General features: G+C 41.6%; 13 protein-coding genes. 2 read left to right on the forward strand and 11 right to left on the reverse strand.

What is annotated here, in order from left to right:
* Nucleotides 1-29 precede the first annotated feature (29 nt).
* The 6 genes from VYM24_RS03215 to VYM24_RS03240 all read right to left on the reverse strand — a co-directional run bounded on the left by VYM24_RS03215 (nt 30) and on the right by VYM24_RS03240 (nt 8,259).
* The gene (locus VYM24_RS03215; RefSeq protein WP_330941430.1) at nt 30-1,535 is read right to left on the reverse strand and encodes a hypothetical protein; all 1,506 of its coding nucleotides are present in this window, start codon (nt 1,533-1,535) and stop codon (nt 30-32) included.
* A 75-nt stretch (nt 1,536-1,610) separates the two neighbouring features.
* The gene (locus VYM24_RS03220; RefSeq protein ID WP_291551001.1) at nt 1,611-2,636 is read right to left on the reverse strand and encodes a FimB/Mfa2 family fimbrial subunit; all 1,026 of its coding nucleotides are present in this window, start codon (nt 2,634-2,636) and stop codon (nt 1,611-1,613) included.
* 14 nt (nt 2,637-2,650) lie between these two features.
* Nucleotides 2,651-4,699, reverse strand: coding sequence for an Mfa1 family fimbria major subunit (locus VYM24_RS03225; RefSeq protein ID WP_330941431.1), 2,049 nt, complete (start codon nt 4,697-4,699; stop codon nt 2,651-2,653).
* Between the two features lie 68 nt (nt 4,700-4,767).
* Nucleotides 4,768-6,210, reverse strand: a complete 1,443-nt coding sequence (locus VYM24_RS03230; RefSeq protein WP_291550998.1) for a DUF3868 domain-containing protein — start codon at nt 6,208-6,210, stop codon at nt 4,768-4,770.
* A gap of 11 nt (nt 6,211-6,221) precedes the next feature.
* A complete protein-coding gene (locus VYM24_RS03235; RefSeq protein ID WP_330942205.1) occupies nt 6,222-6,803 on the reverse strand; it encodes a DUF3575 domain-containing protein in 582 nt (193 codons plus the stop codon).
* Nucleotides 6,804-7,299: 496 nt separating this feature from the next.
* On the reverse strand, nt 7,300-8,259 hold the full coding sequence (locus VYM24_RS03240) for a site-specific integrase (RefSeq protein WP_291550996.1): 960 nt from the start codon (nt 8,257-8,259) through the stop codon (nt 7,300-7,302).
* A gap of 310 nt (nt 8,260-8,569) precedes the next feature.
* On the opposite strand from VYM24_RS03240, the gene VYM24_RS03245 reads away from it, so the two are divergent.
* Together VYM24_RS03245 and VYM24_RS03250 are read left to right on the forward strand one after the other, a co-directional pair.
* Nucleotides 8,570-8,761, forward strand: coding sequence for a hypothetical protein (locus VYM24_RS03245; protein ID WP_330941432.1), 192 nt, complete (start codon nt 8,570-8,572; stop codon nt 8,759-8,761).
* A gap of 76 nt (nt 8,762-8,837) precedes the next feature.
* Nucleotides 8,838-9,908 (forward strand): M20 family metallo-hydrolase, encoded by a 1,071-nt coding sequence (locus VYM24_RS03250; protein ID WP_291551158.1) that lies wholly within the window; start codon nt 8,838-8,840, stop codon nt 9,906-9,908.
* Between the two features lie 241 nt (nt 9,909-10,149).
* Here VYM24_RS03250 and VYM24_RS03255 read toward each other — a convergent pair whose 3' ends face one another.
* From VYM24_RS03255 to VYM24_RS03275, 5 genes are all read right to left on the reverse strand, one after another.
* Complete coding sequence (locus tag VYM24_RS03255; protein WP_330941433.1) at nt 10,150-11,592, reverse strand: arylsulfatase; 1,443 nt, start codon at nt 11,590-11,592, stop codon at nt 10,150-10,152.
* 26 nt (nt 11,593-11,618) lie between these two features.
* The gene (locus VYM24_RS03260) at nt 11,619-13,217 is read right to left on the reverse strand and encodes a glycoside hydrolase family 28 protein (RefSeq protein WP_330941434.1); all 1,599 of its coding nucleotides are present in this window, start codon (nt 13,215-13,217) and stop codon (nt 11,619-11,621) included.
* Between the two features lie 91 nt (nt 13,218-13,308).
* Entirely contained in the window at nt 13,309-17,694 is a 4,386-nt protein-coding gene (locus tag VYM24_RS03265; RefSeq protein ID WP_330941435.1) for a two-component regulator propeller domain-containing protein, read from the reverse strand.
* Nucleotides 17,695-17,725: 31 nt separating this feature from the next.
* Nucleotides 17,726-18,706, reverse strand: coding sequence for a pectinesterase family protein (locus tag VYM24_RS03270; RefSeq protein WP_330942206.1), 981 nt, complete (start codon nt 18,704-18,706; stop codon nt 17,726-17,728).
* A 22-nt stretch (nt 18,707-18,728) separates the two neighbouring features.
* Nucleotides 18,729-20,309: a glycoside hydrolase family 28 protein gene (locus tag VYM24_RS03275; RefSeq protein WP_330941436.1), complete on the reverse strand. Its 1,581-nt coding sequence runs from the start codon at nt 20,307-20,309 to the stop codon at nt 18,729-18,731.
* Between the last annotated feature and the right edge of the window lie 86 nt (nt 20,310-20,395).

Below are 20,395 nucleotides of genomic sequence, written 5' to 3' on the forward strand. Positions count from 1 at the left end.
AAAGGAACGGTTGATTCTTCAGTATTTTCTTATTCCGCCGGATTAACCGGCTTTTCCGGCTCGTCCAGTCCGAATACAGGATCTAGCTCCACTTCCCAATAAGGTTCTACATCCACTTCCCAGTCAAGCGTATAATCCTTGAAACAGACATTTACCTTTACGTGCGTGTTGCGGAAAAGGGAGGCAAGATGCTCCAAAGCGGCACTATATTCTCTTTCGACCTCTCTCTGCTGCGCAGTGCCATATTCCGGTTCATCCAGGAATGTTTCTTTTGTATAGACGGTCAGTTCATATTCCTGCAATTTCAAATCGGAGGCAACCGTACCGCTTCCCACTGTGCTGCCCTCTTCGGTGCCGATAGTTTTCAGCGTACGGCTTTCGGGCAGATAAGCGAATTCCGATGGAACTGAAACAGGTTCTCCGGTACTGCCTGCTGATTTGGCGGGAACCGTCACCGAATTCTTAAAGTTTACCTTGACACGAGAGCTTTCTTCACCGGATTCTCCTCCCGAAACGTCTATAGCCGGTATATCATAGTCGGTCAGCCATTGATATTGGTCTATATTGTCGCCTTTTTCAGTTTTCCCCGCTTCCGCTACCATCCAGTGTATCCAGTCCCATTCCGTCACCTTATGGTTCGCATCCGGTGTATCGGTTTCAGGTAAAGGTATAGAACTGTTGCACGCCGAATTCACCACCCAATACCTGCCTTCTTTATTCTTGTTCACATGCGGCATCAGGTACATCCGGTCCCCAACGGCTTTGGTGAGGGAAAATCCGGTCACCGTGATGTTTCGCCTTGAAGAACGGTTGGTGAAATTGAAAGAAAACTTAGTGGCGGCACGTACCACATAAAGAGAAGTTGGAACAGAAAATTCATCCTTCCCTATGTCCTTTCTATCGGGTATCTCAATCTCGTACATGGCCGTCATGGGAATGCCCGAGACGGGATCGTATTGGTAACCACCTTCGGCATCGCTCAGATTGAATACAAAGTCATCTATCGGGGCATTGCCGGTTTCCTTGCCTGAAGCACCGGAAGAAGTCTGCGGAATAAAAGAACTGTTGCCTAAGTCAAGTTTTTCTCCCCGACCGTCTTTCAGCCCGGCGCAATTTGCCAAGAGATAGATTCTTTTCCGGCAACCGGCTCTCACTTTGAAAGTATATTCGTCAGTCAACGGCAACCCGATGTTGGAAGCACCTTTTACCAAGCGACTGTGTTCTACCACCCATCTCTTGCCGGCATTGCCGGTTTCTCCTTCCGAGACACTTCCTCCTTCCGGAGTGTTTTCCTCTTCCGAGACATCATTTTCCGAGACAATCACCACAAGCAGTTGGTTGATACGGACATCATCAGGTATTTCGTCCGCACGGGTAGAAACCCCTGCTACGGCAGTGTGGAAAGTGAGGTATATGCTGTTCTCTTCCTCCTCTTCATGGGGCAGGTCGAAAGATTCGTTGATGCACGAAGCGAACCCCAGCAAAAAAACGCACAAGAGGCAAAGTCCGATGATATGTCGATGCTGCAATTTCATTTGAAACGCTTTTTTCCTGATTGAAAAACTTGTTTTTAGCTTCCGTTCTCTTACTCTTTGTTCTTATTCTCTTCTTTACATTTCGATGTCGTTGATCCTCACCACCCAGTCGTTCACTACGATACGCGTCTGCAACCAAATACCCGCTTGCAGGAAGAAGTAGAGCGTCCAGCGGCTTTCACGATCCAGATACTCTTGGTCGCCCATCTTGCTGTAACGGTCGCTTCGCATCAGCAACAGATAATTATTGAGCGGAAAGTCTATCACGATTTCTCCATCTTCGTGCCGCTTCACAAGCAGACGCGGAGAATTTTTGGTCATCAGCCGTGAGGTGCTGAGCTCGGCATAGGCCACTTCGACAGGCTGGGGCACTACCTGATCGGGACCTACGATAGAGACACCCGTCTGCGCTTGTCCTTTAGCCCAGGGAATGTAGGTGATGTTTCCGTTGGGCAACAGGTCATTGTCGTAGTTGAAGAGCGTGTTGTCATCGATGATTTCGAAGTCGAAGTCATCGGCTTTGACCGGTGTTCCGTCCACGTGCTGCAATACGATACGTATGCTGTTGGTGTTCTTCATCATCTTCACTGTTCCTTCACTGTAAAGATCGGCAGTGGCGAGGGTAAGTTGTCCCCAAAACATATCATGCAGGTTGCGGCGTTCGGGCACGGTGAGACAGTCAGCATCCATGGCGGCGCGCAAGTCTGTCCGTTTGCTGCCCGCTGCAGGTGCTTGCAACAGCGAGAAAGAGCTTTTGTCGCAGGCCAATCCGCCGTATGCCACGAAATGATAATTTCCCTTTTCAAGATCCAGTGTCATCCGGTAATCTTCGTCCTGCAATTCCGCCCCTGTCACTATCTTTGTATCTACGTAATTGTCCTTGTCATCGTAGATGTAAAGCGTCAGGCAGTCCACTTGCTTGGGGAACGCGTTAGCGAACTCCATGTTGTAGTCATAGACGAAACGCAACGATACACCGTGCGGACATGGATCGAGGTCTTCGAATATCCGCTCGCACGAGGACAAGGCAACAGTTGCCAGCACGGCGCTGAGCACCATGCCGGCAAACTGTGAAATTATATTCCGCTTTCTGCTTTGCATGTCGGTCGATTTTCTTAGAATTCGATATTGTTTACGCGTACGGTCCAGGGGAGAACTTCAACAGCAAGCTTGAAATAAACGTCATCTTTTTCATCAGGATCCTCAGGATCTTTGGGATCCGGGTCGTTTTCTGATACACGCGGATGTCCAAGCTCGTCGATTCTGGTCACAGCAAGTTTATAAACGTTGTTACGTACTACGGCAAATTCCATCGGACCCATCGAACCGTTGTCACCGTTATCGTTATGACGGTTCCAATAATAATAATAACAGAAATAACCAGGATTATTTCCTTCGTCATTACTGGATTGATAAAGAGTAAATCCAACTTCGTCTCTCACGTCTCTCTTTGTAGCAGCATTTTTGAAATCTAAACGGAATTTGTCAACCAAACCGTTTTCATCTTTTAATGTTTCGTCATCGTTATCTTGCCACTGGCCCCATAAATAATCAGGACTTTTTTCGTCTGTACTATATTTTGCGTTAACTATTACCTCTTTATCATTTACAGTCTCTTTTTTTCCCAAATCAATATCTTTAGGATCTGCAGTACCAAATACAAGTTTATAGAATTCGGGCATTGTTTCCCTATTTGTCAATGCAACTGCACGTACTTCGGTCCAACGTACATACAATTTATTATTATATTTATACAAGATTGGATCCTTGTCAGATTGTCCGGTTACATTCCCTAAAGCATTTTTCAACTCAGGTGGAGTGTTAGGAGTTGACAACATTTTACCTTTAAACACGATACCTGTAGAGATACCATTTCTTTGTATGTCATTAGTACCATCTTCTTTTGCAGGTATCGTATTTTCGGTAATATAGCGCCAAATCTTGTACTCTTTATTTCCATAATTATCATTCTCGCTTGAGCCAAGAACTGTTTTTATATCTACGTTATACCATTGCTCGCGTGCAGCCTCATTTATGCTCCATGCATTGTCAGTAACATTACCAAGGCAAAAATTGAAATGACCTGCATAATCGCTTGATGCATCCAAACCACCTCTCTTGAAGTCAACATCTGTATCAACAACATAATTATGCTCCAACTCTGTATCACAAAGAACAGAACCTTTAGAAGAACCATCAGCTGAAACACGACGCAAATAATAAAAACTTTTACTCATATTGACCAATCCCATTCTCTGCAATTGAATTTGCATTGTGGTATTACCGTCATCGTCTTTCACAACATTATACGTATTCTCTCCGGTAGCATTTCCACTTCCGTCTTTAAAGTCGAAACGAGCCACGGAACGTTCTACTTTAATCGCAGAGCCAGCTTTGCTATTGTCTACATCACCGGCATTTTTTCCTGTCAAATCAAAAGCTTTATCCTTAGAGTTATAATTATTCCAATCATTCATACTTTTAGGGATGAACTTTTCTATATGCGACTTAATAGCCGTAGACATCAAGAAACCACTTTTATGGTCTGAACCTCCCCAAATAGATGAGCCATCTTGATCTGCACCTTCACCTACTGTACCATCAGGATTTTCCGTTAGAGTAGCAACATTATTCACCCATTCCTTGGTACCGATGGCAGTATTTGAAAGAGTACTTGTGAGACGTTTTGTCGGGTTACAGAAAATATAGACGTGGATAGTGTTATCCTTCAATTGAGTAGGATCAGTCTCATCTTTTTCTGCTTTGTCATAATAATCTTTTAATGTGGATTTTTTAATTGCCTGGACAGTGTTTACTTTACCATTCGTCAGAGTATTAAATCCTTCTTGTGTTCCACAACCAATTAAGTTATCCTCCTTATCGGCCAATACCAATAAGATTCTATTTACGGCATTTTCATAATCTTTTCCAACTTCTTCACCGTCTGTACTTGTACCATAATCACCATCCTCTGGCGTATTGGTTTCACTACGTGTTCCTGCCCCTGCCACCGGCAATTGCACTTGCACGTTCATATACACAGCATCTTCCAAATCAGGATTCGGAGTACTTCCACCCTCTTCCCATTCATCGCTGCTACATCCGGCAATGAGTCCCATTGCCAAGATTCCCATGAAAAAATTGCTCCAAAATTTCTTTTTCATAGCGTAATCAAATTAAATGTTCTATAATTAAGTTTATTCTATCCGATTGATTCTTCTATTTTCTTATCTTATTCCAAACTCTTTCTTACCTCTTCCAGGCGTTTCAGCATCTCTTTGGCTTTCTCCTGTCCTTTCCGGTCGGCCTCTTTCAACAATATCTCGGCCGCTTCATAATTGCCGGAGAGAGCGGAGTGAATGCCCCGGGCATAAGCCGCCTCGGACGTATCGCCAGCTTTTTCCAAATATTTTTCCGCCAAAGGCAAGTTGCCTAAACGCATGGCGGTATTGGCAGCATTCAAATTTGCAGTAGCATCTTCGGGGAACATACGTACAGCTATCTCGAAAGTTTCGTTATACTCTTCACTACCTGGTTCCATGTCTTGTGCCACGAGGTACATCTCTTCCAAACTCAACTTCTGCGGTTGTGTCCGTAGCAGGCGCTTTATTTCTTCCGGATCAGTGTAGGCACGCACTTCATAACGCACCACGTAATCGGAGTGGCGCAATCCGGGATAGACTTCGCGCAGCAGATAAGCGTAATCGTCTCGATAAGTCACCTTAATCTTACGGTCTTTGGCATCTGGCTCCATGTCACTGTCTATCAGGCGCAGAATCTCGTCACGATAAGTCAGGTGCGAACCTTCCACAAAACGCCTCAGACCTTCCCAGTCTTCCGGTTCGTAGCTGGTAGTAAACAGTGAGTCGGGGAAGTGGTATTGTCTGCGCACGTATTCTTTCAACGTTGCCGTACGTCCTTTCGCCAAGCGTATATTGTTGGTGTACGAGCCTTCGGGCGAAGCGTATCCCTTGATGCTGATAGCAAGGATGCGGGTATCGGCATCTTCTCTCACGGCATCTATTGTGGCAAGTATCTTCTTCAACTCTTGCGGGTTACGGCGGTACTCGGGATACAGTTCCGTGCGGTTTACAGGGAAATCGATATAGGCCGATCCTTCTATCTGATTGATTTTCTGTTCAGCCTTCGGGCGTATGTAGACGTATTCGGGAAAGAAAGCCATCACGTTCTTTTCCGGAAGTACGTTCTCCAACAGAGAAATATCGTTCAGGATGGGAGTACCACAACATCCGTTGGTAGTATTGGAAACGTTCAGAGCAGCGTTAGTCATCCATTTCTCGTAAGGCACTACCAAACGGTATTCTATCACATCCCGTTCACCGCTACGGTAGAGTCTGTCAAGGCTCACGGCAGATTTGTTGCGCAGATGGTGATAATAACGATTCCTTCCCGCCACCATCACTGCCGGCAACTCTATCAAGTGCTCGCCTTTGCTGAGTGTAGGGGCAAACACCACTTCGCGGTTGGTGCCAACCTTGAGTGCCGAAACGTCAAGATCCAAGGAGACAAACAGTTTATCTTCTTGTCTGGACACTGCCAGATTTCGCACTTCCATCTGCCCGTCCATCAATGACTGGGCTTTCAGCACCGGTGCCGTGCATAGGGGCAACAGGGCGCAAATCAATATCTTCGCTATTCCATATCTTGCATCCATAACCGTAAAATTTAAAATGTATAAACCAGATTGATTGCCGCTTTCGTGGGACCTATGTAGTTATGCGATTTATCTTCAGCCACTTTTGTGCCACAATGGGCACAAGGATAGACATCGTAGCGGGTATAAACCCACCCGAAACCAAACAAAGCTTCCAAATTCCAATGTTTATTAAGTATCCACGAATGACCATATACCAATCCGAGCCCTCCGAACCAACCCTGATAGCGGTTGTCGGAGATTCCAGAGAAGTCGGTTCCGAGAAAAGAAAGGTTATTATCCAGATTTCCCACATTGTATTGTCCACCAAGGGCATGCGCACCCACAAAATGACCTGCCCACCGGTCACAAAACCAGTAGCGTGCCTCGGGTTGCAGAAGCCAGTGTTTCCATTTTCGATCGTGAGAGAAGGTCCAGCCATTATAATTGGCAGACACGTCCAACGTCCATCTGTCCGCAAGACCTACCTCCACCCCCGCGTTCAACGTGGCGAAAGCATCGTATAGTAAATTACTTTTCAGAACCACTTCCTGACATCTGGCTCCCATGCTGAAAAGACCTAAAAACAAAATCACATAAAGTTTTAAAGTCATCTTTCCCATATAATAAGATTTATTAATATCAAATATATATTTCCCCGGCACGTTGTGGAGAAAGATTTATCAATCTACCAATAAAATCTCTTAAAAGAGATCAAACCAAATACTGTATGCCCAGCCTATATACCGCTGGTAGTGAACAATGATAAGTACTCAGAATAAACATAGATATTACTGAAATCACTACTCATTGTTATTAATATAATCGCAATTCCCAATAGCGTTTAATCGTTCTACATTTTTAACAGCTAATTTCTTCAAACTGCATTTTAGGATTCATCTCTTCCCAAGAGATGGATTTGGGTTGCAAAGTTATGATTTGCAGCAATAATATCCAAGCACTCACCTTATTTTTTTTCATCAATCAATATCATTGTATATTGATTTGTATATTGAAATATTACTCTGTATATGCTTCTTTTCCCTTTTTCTTCCAGCCCATTATCCTGCTATCCATCTCTTGGGAAGAGACGGTTCAAAGAAAATACCCCTATATAGATTTCAAGATCAACCTATTAGCTCTATCCACTGTTGCAGTATCAAGTGAAGTCAGGTAAATCAATGTTGTATTCTCAGAATCATGTCCCATTCCTTCACTAATGACAGAAAGAGGAATATTCTTACTTTTAGCTACGCTTGCCCATGAGTGTCGTGCAACATACATAGTCAATGGAATGGACACCTCAAGCATTTCCCCAATAAATTTCAACTTCCTATTGACAAGATGAAGCGCATTGTTGTATTGCGCCCTCTCCTTTATTCCCGCCTCACGAATTATAGGAAGCAAATACGGAGAGCTTTGTATTACAGGATACTTATCGAGTATATCCTGCATATTATGCTCCCATCCTATCCAAAGACGTTGTCCTGTTTTTTTTCGACAATAAGTAAGAATTCCGTTCTTCAGGTCGCTCTTCTTCAGATAAGCCATATCAATAAATGACATACCACGAGTGTAGAAACTGAAGAGAAACATGTCACGGGCATAATCCAACAGAGGAAATGCCGACAACTCCATGTATTTAATGTTACGGATCACTTTTAAGGGAAGCCCTCGTCTGACAGTCTTCCCGATTCCCGTATACACATATTTAAAGGGATACCTTTGTGTAGTAAATCCTCTTTCTACCGCCCGATTGTATACGGCACGCAAAATCCGGTTATAAAAGGAAATGGTGTTCATATCCACTCCGGTAGATTTAAGGTAAGCTTCATAAGAGACCAGCAAATCTGCATCAAACTCTTCCCAAAGGATGTCTCTGTCTTGGCGAAAACGCATAAAACTATTAAGCGTACTGGTGTAAGTCTCTCCGGTACGTTCTTTGCCCAGCATATGCATTCGATGGATGATCTCTTGCATGAACGGTTGTAAAAAAGCGCCCGGTAATGCACTGCCTTTTACTTGCTTACTCTCTGTAGAAGAGGATCTGAATTTTGTTTTAGATGCCATGAATAATAATTTTAAATGAATAATAAAAAAGATTCTAATCGTTAAATACGATCTTCATCAAGATACGGATTTATGTAACAACCTACACTAAAGAGCATTGTTTAATTAAACGTTTATTATTAACGCGAATCAGGAGTGGAAACAGATTCATAACTGTGCAGAAAGGGAACTATACTTCTCAATGTCAGCAGCATAGGGACATGACACTTGGAACTTATTACCTTGAGAGCCGGAACTCCCTTTGCTTTGCTGCTCAAGATGCCATCTTGTACAGCACAACATACCATCTCGAACAACACAAGATGCCATCTTGAGCAGTAAAGGTAATCATGCTTCAGTAGATATGCAAGCTTTTTACGGGGGAAAGGTCAAGAAGGCCTTCCGGCAGACCCATAACGGCGGAGCAAATAAAGGAAAACATGAGAAGAAAAGCCGGAAAGATTTGTGGAAACGCCGGAAAGCAGAGTTTCCGATGTACAAGAAAAACTACGGCAAGTTGTAAACTTGCCAAACGTAAATTAAGCATATATCAGGATTTATCCATAAATTTGCATTTTGATAACTTATTTGAAAAAGATATGACTTACGATATACCTACAATGGTTTCCGAAGCAACCGGAGTCCTCAAGTCTCTGATTGCGATCCCTTCTCTTAGCCGCGACGAAGAAAAAGCAGCAGACTACCTGCAGAATTATATTGAACTACAAGGTATGGCAACCGGCCGCAAGGGTAATAATGTCTGGTGCCTCAGTCCGATGTTCGACCTGAGCAAGCCAACCCTACTGTTGAACTCGCATATTGATACCGTAAAGGCCGTAAACGGCTGGCGAAAAGCCCCGTTTACCCCTACAATAGAAAGTAACGGCAAACTATACGGATTGGGCAGCAACGATGCAGGCGCAAGTGTAGTCAGCCTGTTGCAGGTATTTCTGCAACTCTGCCGTACGACGCAGAAGTATAATTTGATTTATCTGGCTTCCTGCGAAGAAGAAATTTCCGGGAAAGGTGGTATCGAGTGTGTATTGCCCGAACTACCTCCTATCAGTTTTGCTATTGTCGGGGAACCAACCGAGATGCAGCCCGCTATTGCTGAAAAAGGATTAATGGTACTGGACGTGACCGCTTACGGTAAAGCCGGACATGCCGCACGAAATGAAGGAGACAATGCTATATATAAGGTATTGGAAGATATCGCCTGGTTCCACGACTACAAATTTGAAAAAGTATCCCCACTACTGGGTCCTGTAAAGATGAGTGTAACGCAGATCAATGCAGGCACGCAACACAATGTCATTCCCGACCGCTGCACTTTTGTGGTAGACATCCGCAGTAACGAATGTTATAGTAATCAGGAACTGTTTGCTGAAATACAAAAACATATTTCTTGCGAAGCAAAAGCGCGTTCTTTCCGTTTGAGTTCTTCTCACGTGGAAGAACAGCACCCGATAGTGCAACGTGCCGTTGCCATGGGACGTGTACCCTTCGGCTCCCCCACTCTTTCAGACCAGGCCCTGATGTCATTCCCTTCCCTCAAAATGGGACCGGGAAAGAGTAGCCGTTCTCATACGGCAGACGAATTTATTTTCATTCAGGAGATAGAGGAGGCAATCGGATTGTATATTGAGCTACTGGACGGAGCAACTTTATGAATGAAATAAAGAGCTAACTCCAAGCCGTAGAAAATAAATTGTCTTCAGCAATATCCCGTTAGTATTTTAATTATCAACATATTGCATCTACCTACTATTTATCTTGTAGAGTAACGGATGTTATGCTATAGAAAACTATTCCATGCCATATTAATCTATTTGTTTTTTTCTTCTGCTAAGCAGAAGAAAAAAACAAATAGATTATCAATACAATCATTAAATAAGTCATCAATACCATGACTTACATACGACTAAAGTCAAACAATTCAGATTCTGTACGCGCACCTTGCATCAATGTTTCTATTTTCTTTACCATCTCCGGATATTGCTCTGCAACGTTATTATCCTCATGTATATCTTTGGATAAGTCATAAAGTTCAAATGTTGTTTTCTCCGGACAACCAACAAACAGTCGCACGCCTTTCCAATTGCCATAACGTAGAGCTTGTCTACCTCCTTTTTCATGAAACTCCCAATAAAGATATTCGTGTTCCTTCTGCTTACCTTTTCGTAACAAAGTCGGCAAGAACGAAATGCCGTCAGTTTGAATATCACGTGTAGTGCCTGTTAACTCGGCAAAGGTTGGCATCATATCCCAGAAAGCCATAATATGGTCATTCGTAACTCCACCCTCAATATGATTCGGGCAACGGATAATCATCGGCATACGAATGCCCCCCTCATAGAGATCACGCTTCACTCCGCGATAAGGTCCGTAACTTTTAAAATAATCAGGGTTTGCCCCGCCTTCTCTATGAGGTCCATTATCAGAAGTAAATACGACAATAGTGTTATCATCAATTCCCAATTCAGCTAACAGTTCCATTATCTCACCCACATATTTGTCCAAACGAGTTACCATTGAAGCAAATGCAGCCAAAGGACGTTCTGCTGCACCATAAGCTCCCCGGCGGTTCGGGTTTTGCTCTGCCCAAGCCTCATCATCTTTTGCCGGGATGAGATTACAATAAGATTGATATACCGAATCTTTCGGCAAAACCAATTCTGCATGGGGAAGAGTATATGATAAATAGGCAAAGAATTTTTCTCCCGCATGGCTGCGAATATACTGTAAAGCCCGATTATGGATTAAATCCGCTGAATACGTACCCTCAGCCTGATTGTAATTTTCGGGAAATTCTACACGTTTTGTACCGTCCCACAGATGATCGGGATAATAATCATGAGCCAATGTTTGACAATTATACCCCAAGAACTCATCGAAGCCCACTTTAGTCGGATCTGATTCGGAACCTGGATATCCCAAACCCCACTTTCCAAAACACCCGGTTGCATAACCAGCCTCATGGAACAGTTCTGCAATAGTATATGTACCGGCAGGCATTGCTACTTGTCCTTCAGGATCCATACGCATGTTGCCGCGAATATATGTATGTCCCGTATGTTGCCCTGTCATCAGTGATGCACGCGAAGGCGCCGAAACGGAAGTACCGGAATAGCACTGCGTAAACCGCATACCTTCATCAGACATCCGTTGCAAATTAGGAGTCTTTATTAAATTCTGCCCATACGGTGAAATATCACCTATACCAAGGTCGTCTGCCAAAATATAAATGACATTGGGGCTTTGTTTCCATTCCGCTTCCGGCTGCTGCGCACAGCTACAAGCAACCATAGCTCCTGCGATTCCACAAGAGATGCTAAATAATTTTTGTTTTTCCATCTGAAATCAATTTAGTATTAAATTTATCAATCTATCGTTATTGCCTTTTTAGCTTTCGGAGTAAATAATACATCGTCGATGCAAAACTTTCCTCCCTTTATCTTAATATTCCGGTTACGACTACCGGACACCCGAACTTTTTGCTCTCCGTTTCCGGCATAAACTAAATCTTTGACCTCAATGTCTTTTGAGTTATTGAATGAAAGTACCGGCCCTTCTGCAACATCCAAATGTATATTTTCCATCCGTAATCCACATGTCTCATCAACCTGCGCTCCGGCAACAGAATGTATCATACAGTCAGTAAGAGATACATTACTTACATTCATTTCCGGAAGGCCATTGAAAAACATTGCCCTACCAGCATCACGGCATGTGATGTTTGAAATATGTATGTCTTGAAAACACGGAGTGTCATCAGTTACCGGCATGAAGGGAACATCAGTCATTTCACCTCCTTCCGGAATACCATCCGGTTCAGGAGTTTTCTCTTGATAGTAAGAGTCAAACCAAATAGCATAGTTCGCTATATCATTCATCATGATATTGTCTACGTATACATTAGACACAACTCCACCACGACCTCGTTTGCTTTTGAATCGAAATCCAGTATCAGTATCAATGAAACGGCAGTTCCTCACAGAGACTCTATCAATACCACCTCCCGTATCACTTCCGATGACAAATCCGCCATGCCCATGAAACACGGTACAATTATCTATAATAATGTTGGCACAAGGTCCTCTTCTACGTCCCACATCACCAATTCCACTTTTCAGACAGATGGCGTCATCTCCCGCATCTACCGCACAATTCACTATCAGTGCATTTGTACATGAACTCAAATCAATGCCATCACCATTCTGAGCATTCCAAGGACAACGAACCATAATTCCATCAACCACAATATTATCGCTTAAAATAAAATTTACATGAAAACTCGGAGAATTCTGGAACACGACACCTTGCAACAGTACTCTCTCGCAACGAACAAAGCGTACCATACGTGGACGTTTCTTGGCTAACTTCTCAGATGATGTTTCAGGATACCATATTGCTCCATCCTGTTGTACAGTCCCACCTGTTTTTATAAAACTATTCCATTCTGCATTGCTAACCTTAAAACGCTTGACCGGACGCCAGAATTCTCCGTTACCATCAAATACACCTTCACCGGTAATTGAAAAATTACTTTCATGATAAGCACTGATAGGAGATTGGAAACGGCTTCCAGAAGTGCCCTCATCCGGTGATAATAAAGGATATTGCGTTTTATCAGGTGTAAATAAAACAATTGCATTTTTCAAAACATGCAAGTCGATATTACTTTTCAAAACGATAGGACCAGTAAGCCATATCCCCTCCGGAACAATTAAATGCCCTCCGCCACGTTCTGACAAGTCTGCTATAGCCGCCGCAAATGCCTGAGTATTCAATATCATGCCATTACCGATACCACCATACTCAGCCAGAGAAACTTCCAGTTCAGGAATAGCAGGAGTAACCGCTTTTGGAATATCAAAAGGCAAACCTTGATAGTATTTACCGTATCCTTCCGCTTTACAGGGAAAAACAACAAACAATATTATGAACACAAGCATAATAAGTTTAACTAGCTTTCTCATATTACGTATTCTTTTAAAATTTGATGTTACAAAAGTAAGCAATCTATAAAATGGAGATTTGTAAAAATCATCAGTTATCATTCACTTTTTATCAAATACTATTTATTTCATCTTCTTTATTCTTGAATTTATGCAGTTGAATATATTCCTTGGGCGACACCTTATATTGTTCCTTGAAACAACGACTAAAATAACCCGGATCTGAGAATCCCAACTGATAGGCAACTTCTGATATGGAGAACTGTCCGGTTCTGATAAGCAATTCGGCTTTTATCACACGATACTCTTTGATAAGCTCTATAGGAGATTTGCCGGTCAAAGATTTTATTTTATTATACATAGTAGTTCTTCCCAACTTGAGATGAACAGCCAGATCATTGACCGTCAATTCCGTATCATGTATATTAGTATCTATCCATTCCATAAGTTCCTTCATGAACTCTTGATCACGATTGGTCACCACCACATCCTCCTGTGATACAAACTCTTCAATGCGATGATTGGCAGACTGAGATGAGAAATGTTCAAAAAGCAATCTGCGCCGTGTAAGGAGATTGTCTATGCAAACCAGCAAAAATTCCACACTAAATGGTTTGGTAATATAGCTATCTGCCCCATACTTTATAGCTTTAAATTTATCTTCCGAAGTTTGTTTTGCCGTAAGCATAATAATAGGAACATGACTGGTCTCAAAGTTATGGCGAAGCTTATCCACCAATTCGATTCCATCCATCCGCGGCATGATTAAATCTGTCACGATAACGTCCGGTTGATGGACAGCGATTTTGTCCAATGCATCCACCCCATCCACAGCTTCAATCACTCTATAACTCTCCATCAAGTTATTAAAGATAAATTTACGTATCTCTGCATTATCGTCAACAAGCAAAATTGTTGGCGCATCCTTTGGAAGAGCCTGTTCTGAATAAGTCGCTGATATATTTTTCATGTCAGTCGACACCGAATAATTATTTTCATCCGCTACAGTGTCAAAATCAATCTGCTCCATACTGAAATGTTGATTACCCCGCAAGAGTTTTATTGTGAAGGTACTGCCTTTCCCCACCGTACTTTCCACATTAATGGTACCATGATGTAATTCCACAATCTCCCGACACAAAGCTAAGCCTATTCCACTTCCATGTATATCTCTCCTTATCGCTTTCCGAAATTGTGAGAAACGGGCAAATATCTGTTTCTGGTGTTCTTTGGAGATTCCCACTCCGGAATCATCTACAGATATATAAACACAGTCCTTTTCATCTTCTGCCTCCTTACATGTTATAGACAGAGAAACCCTCCCATTATCCGGAGTAAATTTAAAAGCATTGGAAAGTAAATTGTATAACACACTCTCCATTCGCTCCGTATCAATCCATAACATAATACAACTATGAGAAACTGTCAATAAGAGAGTGATTTTTCGTTCATCAGCCATATCCCTGAAGTCTTTAAGTACATTCTGAGCTATGGGTATAATATCAGCATTCTGTACTTTAAGTTCCAATTTGTCTTTAACTATTTTACGGAAGTCGAGTAATTGGTTTATTAAAGATAACATCCGTTTGGAATTCTTGTATGACATTCCTAAACTGTCTTGTCCTCTTTTTGACAATGTTTCCCGTTTTTGCAAATCCTCCAATCCTCCAATAATAAGGGTCAAAGGAGTGCGCAATTCATGTGAAATATTAGTAAAGAATCTTATCTTCATTTCCGACATGTGTTGTTCCATCCTTGTTTCTGCACGAAGCTTTGTCATTATATAAAGTGTGCGCATTACAAGCCATAATACAGCTAAAAACAGAATACTATATATACAATAAGCATACCAGCTGAGCCATGGAGGAGTAGCAATGTGAATCTTCATCGTAATCTCCGGACTGTTCATCAACTCATTGCCAACAAAAGCTTTGACATGAAAAGTATAATGCCCATGAGGAACTTTTGAATAATAGGCACTGTTTACTTTTCGCGAAATAGTCCAAGTATTATCATACCCTTCCAAATAATACATATAATTTACTTTGTCTTGCAATCGGAAATTAAGTGATGCAAACTCTACCCGGAAGAGTAAATAATTATATGGTAATTCTATCTCATTCTTTGTTATATCAGTCTCCAAAAAAGGATTTGCGATCTTCTGATCCTGTATTTCCAGATCCGTGAATGACAGACGATATTCATATTGAGAGAACTGCACTTTATGAGTATTTATCATCTGTAGTTTATTTAGCCCTCCAAAAAGGATAGTGCCTTTAGCGTCAGTGGCAACGGATGCTTCATTATAAGATATCGGAGTAGAGTTGCTCCATAGAGAATAATCAGTGAATATTTTCTGCTGAGGTTCAAAACGCATGATTCCTTTCTCGGTCGAAATCCAAATATTCTTGTCAATATCTTCGGCTGCAGCCAACACGATATTGTCAAGCAAGCCATTAACTGTCGTATAATTCACAAATATGGGTACCTCATTGTCGGAATATCCTTTTATTAAACTTAATCCTCCTCCATAAGTTGATAGCCATATCTGTCCGGAGGAATCTTTCAATATATGTATGACATCATTTCCTCCAATAGAATTCTTACTGCCCGGATAGCGTCTACATACAGTAAATTGCATTTCTTCGGGTGATTCTGAAGGATTACATATCATCAATCCCTCAGTCGTAGCTATAAACATTCTATCTAATGTATCACTAAGTATATATCTGACTCGCTTGCCCTCTCCCCTAGGATAATTGGGGAAATTATTATAAATATTTATAAAGCGATCAGAGTCGATATCAGACAACAGATTTACTCCTCCTTCAAAAGTCGCAATCCATATTCTGCCAAAACAATCCTGGTCAATAGCATAAACATGATTATCAGAAAGTGACCCAATATCTCCTTCTACATGAAGATAATGATTAAATTTATATTCCTTCCCGTCAGGGGTAAGACGCCACAACCCATTTCCTTTAGTCCCAACCCAAATATTTCGAAGTGAATCCTCAAAAATAGCATATATCTTGCCTAATGGATTTCCATTATCAGAATGAGAATAGAGATGTTTTAAATTGTATTGACTATCATAACAATATAATCTACCATTCTTTGTTCCGACCCATAGATTACTATCTCTATCCAATTGGAGAGCGCGTATATTATCTGGATAATTCGTGTCCTGTCCACTTGAAAGTTGGAAAATATCCGACCGGGCATCTTCTATAACAATTTTCACTAATCCTTTTTCATAATATGGCGAAAGCCACATGACATTATCATCATCTATTTCGAAAGCGGTAACTCCATTTGTCATTCTGAAATCGGTTGAAGGTACATTAAAGAAAGGTTCTACCAAGTCTTTCTCCCGGTTATAATAGCCAAAACCTGCTTGTTTCATTTTTATCCATACAACATCATTACATTCTTGTACTACGCTCAATGTATCGGAAAAATAATCAACAGTATTCAACTCTTGACTGAAGTGTTTATAATCACATCTTGAGGGATCAAAGCGTGTAATACCCGGGCACAAATCGGTTATCCACACAGTATTGTGAGAATCAACTGTCATGTGGCATATATGCTGTGGCACAATACCTGACGGCATTTTATCTTCCAAAGCATTCATCTTTTTCTTCAGCACTTTAACCCCACTGAAGGAAGTACCGATATATAGTTCACTTCCATCTGCTGCACTAGCCAGAGTCGTTATGCCATCTATTTTGATATCATCATAGCAAAGTAGAGAGTAGCCTTTCAAAAACCGAGAAATCAAGTAATATTTTGTAGCGAAAGCAATTCCTTCACCTACAACGGCTGCTGCAATAATCGGTTCATCACTTTTAATACGCATCTCAATCTGAAAATCGGGTGTTATAGTTATCACACGCCTCCCCCTATCGCAAACCAGCCAAACAGCACCATCAACTGTTTCACACATAAAAGAAACAGCGGAATCTATCTGTCTATTTCCAATAAAACTATGAGCCGTCAGAGGGGAGCTGTTTTTGGAACCAGAGAAACATACCACGCCATTATCTTGAAACTCAACCCATACAGTCCCTGTTTTATGACAAAATAAGACTTTTCCTATACGATAAGATTTCCCAGCAAGTTGATCTACAAGTTGATCTATACTCTCGAATTGTTCTGTAAAACGATTAAAGCGATAGAGGTGCCCATCGTAAGTCTGAAACCATAAATGCCCGTTCGCATCCTCCATGACCTGAGTGAAACGATTATGCTGTACCGGAAGATTATCCGGATCATTGCAATAATTTTTAAAATGGTAACCGTCAAAACGGCTTATCCCATTCCAAGTACATATCCAGACAAAACCTCTTGAATCGGTATAAATATCTAAAATGTTATTATGCACGAGTCCATCTAACGATGTGTACGTTGAAAAAGTACCTCGTAAAGATTGTGCTGATATCGTCATTGGAGATATCCAAATGCAGAAAAACAATATATGTAGAAATTTCCTCATAAATAAAGGGTTTATTGGAACAAATATAAAACTATTCTTCTCCCCACACAGCCTTCAGCTTATATTTTTCAATTTCTTCCGATGTGAGTTGCCGACTCCATACTACTCTTTTGCCAGTTCCAGCCCCAGGTCCCTTATTATTATATTCGGCATAAAATGCAGTTCCGCTCTGTACGATAGCTTTCTTCCAATCTGACCAACCTTCCGGACATATATGAGTACCCAAAAAACAATTAAAAAAGACAGTTTGAGCATGGATTCTCCAAGGGCGACCCAGAAAAACATGATCTACATTCTTCGCTGCAATCAAGGAACAGCTATCAAAAATAAATCCATATTGTTGTCCTTTACAAGTCGATGCAGCTGTTATATAAGAGTTCTTTTTACTCAAAATAGTGCATTCTTTAAAATAAGCTGTCGCACTTCCGAAAATGAAGTCCGTGGTTCCTTCAATCAGACAGTTTACAAACAAATAGCACTTGTTTCGACTACATAATTCATCTTCTTTCAGATTTCCGATACCATATAGGAACAACGTATCATGATTGCCTTTTATATGGCAATTTATGTAACGTTGCCTATCACCCATACAAAGTAATGCTACCGTTTGCCCTACAGCAGGTTCCGACGAATTCTCAATCGTAATGTTTTCTGCAACAAAAGAATCAGCAGCATTAATGATAGTTGCCGTTCCCGGAGTGCCAATGCGCACTCCGGTTTTTCCTGGTAATCTGGCAGAATCATGCCAAGTGATGACCGTTTGCCCTCCCGGCCTACCAATAATCCTGAGATTTTTCTTTGACGAAGGTATATTAACTTTCTCTTGATATATTCCTTCCTCTAAAAATACAACTGTTTCACGGTCGCAAAAATCAGGAACAGCCACTATTGCCTCACTTAAAGTTTTAAAATTACCACTTCCATCAGCAGATACGACAAAATCTGCCTGATAAAGTGAATCGCCTGCATTCGCTGTAATATCCGTTACCGATAAAATAACGAGAAAAAAAATATATAAATATTTTCATCTTAGCTTATTTATATACAACGCTCCCTTCCGCCTTATTTGAAACAAAAGCGTTTCTCTCCGATATACAAGAAGAAACTGAAATCAACCGATTGCGACTGCCCGTTACTATCAAAGCGTTCCCATCTATCCGGCGACATTGAAAACCTATAACAGTTAAATCTTTCACATTATTGAGCATCAATGCCGGACCACTTTTAGGAGTAACCATCACATTACGCAGGTTTACATTGGTAGCTTCGTGTATCTTTGCACCTTCGTCAGCGTATATGTGACAATCTTCTATAAATACATTCCGGACATTCATCTCCGGCAGTCCGTTGAAAAGCATTGCCCGTTTTGCTCCGTGACAGGTTACCTGCGATATATATATATCCTTGAATTGTGGCGTAGTCTCATCTGCATCAAAAGCAATCATGTCCTCGTCTTGTTCCGGTAGTTTCACGCTCACCCGTTTCCCATAGAACAAGTCAAATAGTAAAGCTTCCGAAACGATATCATTCATCATGATATTTTTAATGTAAATGTTCTCTACAACACCTCCACGTCCACGTTTACTCTTGAATCTCAGGCCTACATCCGTACCCGAAAAGCGACAATTGGATACGGCAATGTTCTTTACTCCCCCACTCATCTCGCTGCCCACAACAAAGCCTCCATGTCCATGATAGCAAACGCAGTTGTCCACAATAATATTAGAAGCCGGTATACCACGACGACGTCCCTCTTCATCTTTGCCACTTTTAATACAGATAGCATCATCACCTACATCAAACCAACTGTCGGTAAGAAGCAAATTGGTACATGACTCAATATCTATTCCATCACCATTCTTGGCATACCACGGACAACGCACAGCGATATTGTGAACAATAATATCACGGCTAAGAGAGAGGTGTACATTCCAACAAGGAGAATTTTGGAACACAATTCCTTCCAGCAAAACTCCATCACATTCTCTGAAATTCACCATTACAGGTCGTAAAAAGTCACGAACGCTTTCAAAATCCTCCATTGTCTTAGCCCAGGGAACAATGTTTTGAATGGCATCTTTGGCACCGCGATAGTAACTTTCCGTAGGATACCACAACTCACCATCCTCACTAAGTATTCCTCCACTTTGTATACATTCATTCCATACCATAGGTGGCATTTCATTCTTCTTTCCAAGGCGCCAAATATCACCTGCACCATCTATGATTCCCTTGCCAGTAACAGCTACATTGCTCTTTCTCACAGCCGAAAGCTGAGGCTTGCAACGGAACGTCTTACACCCCTCAAACACGGTTTCGACAATGGGATAGAGAGACTTGTCTTGGCTGAAAACCACTATCGAATTGTCTGACAGATGTAATTCCACATTGTTTTCCAATTCAATTGGTCCGGTCAGCCACACCCCTTGGGGCACAATCAAACGTCCCCCTCCCTTTGAAGCAAGATATTGAATGGCTTTCTCAAAAGCTTCACTATTGAGTGTCACTCCATCACCAGAACCGCCAAAATCTGTTAAGCAGATATTTAAATCAGGGATTACAGGCCGCTCAATAACAGGCATTTCAAACGGTAAATCACGATAAATGTCTTTCATATCCTTTGCTTGCAATTTCATACTTGAAAAGGACATAATTATAAATAGAAAAATTAATAACTGATTTTTCATTCTATATCGATTAA

It is taken from the genome of Bacteroides sp. MSB163 (assembly GCF_036416795.1).
Classification (GTDB): Bacteria; Bacteroidota; Bacteroidia; order Bacteroidales; family Bacteroidaceae; genus Bacteroides; species Bacteroides maternus.

Bases quoted from the DNA above. Each gene is read 5' to 3' on its own strand.
- VYM24_RS03215 (WP_330941430.1), bottom strand. From the start codon at position 1,535: ATGAAATTGCAGCATCGACATATCATCGGACTTTGCCTCTTGTGCGTT.
- VYM24_RS03220 (WP_291551001.1), bottom strand. From the start codon at position 2,636: ATGCAAAGCAGAAAGCGGAATATAATTTCACAGTTTGCCGGCATGGTG.
- VYM24_RS03225 (WP_330941431.1), bottom strand. From the start codon at position 4,699: ATGAAAAAGAAATTTTGGAGCAATTTTTTCATGGGAATCTTGGCAATG.
- VYM24_RS03230 (WP_291550998.1), bottom strand. From the start codon at position 6,210: ATGGATGCAAGATATGGAATAGCGAAGATATTGATTTGCGCCCTGTTG.
- VYM24_RS03235 (WP_330942205.1), bottom strand. From the start codon at position 6,803: ATGACTTTAAAACTTTATGTGATTTTGTTTTTAGGTCTTTTCAGCATG.
- VYM24_RS03240 (WP_291550996.1), bottom strand. From the start codon at position 8,259: ATGGCATCTAAAACAAAATTCAGATCCTCTTCTACAGAGAGTAAGCAA.
- VYM24_RS03250 (WP_291551158.1), top strand. From the start codon at position 8,838: ATGACTTACGATATACCTACAATGGTTTCCGAAGCAACCGGAGTCCTC.
- VYM24_RS03255 (WP_330941433.1), bottom strand. From the start codon at position 11,592: ATGGAAAAACAAAAATTATTTAGCATCTCTTGTGGAATCGCAGGAGCT.
- VYM24_RS03260 (WP_330941434.1), bottom strand. From the start codon at position 13,217: ATGAGAAAGCTAGTTAAACTTATTATGCTTGTGTTCATAATATTGTTT.
- VYM24_RS03265 (WP_330941435.1), bottom strand. From the start codon at position 17,694: ATGAGGAAATTTCTACATATATTGTTTTTCTGCATTTGGATATCTCCA.
- VYM24_RS03275 (WP_330941436.1), bottom strand. From the start codon at position 20,309: ATGAAAGACATTTATCGTGATTTACCGTTTGAAATGCCTGTTATTGAG.